This is a genomic window from Mesorhizobium sp. M2E.F.Ca.ET.209.01.1.1 (genome assembly GCF_004010375.2).
GTDB lineage: Bacteria > Pseudomonadota > Alphaproteobacteria > Rhizobiales > Rhizobiaceae > Mesorhizobium.
Window position 1 is genome coordinate 1 of sequence record NZ_SADP02000982.1, and the last position, 303, is coordinate 303.

Here is a 303-nt window from a genome sequence, read left to right on the forward strand (position 1 = left end):
AACTCGGCCCGCGCCATCGGCCTTGCCGACACTGTCGGCTCGATCGAGATCGGAAAGTCCGCCGATCTCATCGTGCTCGACCGCAACGTGCTGGAGACGCCGGCCGAGGACCTCGCCGACACAAAAGTGCTGACGACGTATTTCGAGGGGAGGGTGGTCTATGAGCGCGCCTGATCCATCAAGCGACGCCAGGATACCGGTGACGGTGCTTACCGGCTTCCTCGGCAGCGGCAAGACGACGGTGCTCAACCACCTGCTGCGCCAGCCGTCGCTTGCCGGCGCTGCCGTCATCGTCAACGAATT

At 64.0% G+C, this 303-nt stretch carries 2 protein-coding genes; both read left to right on the top strand.

All coding sequences use genetic code 11. The features are described from left to right. The coding region (locus EN852_RS38765; RefSeq protein WP_145994161.1) for an amidohydrolase family protein at positions 1–174 on the top strand (174 nt) is incomplete at its 5' end. Then, on the top strand, positions 161–303 hold a 143-nt coding region (locus tag EN852_RS38770), incomplete at its 3' end, for a GTP-binding protein (RefSeq protein ID WP_145994162.1). The genes EN852_RS38765 and EN852_RS38770, both read left to right, overlap by 14 nt.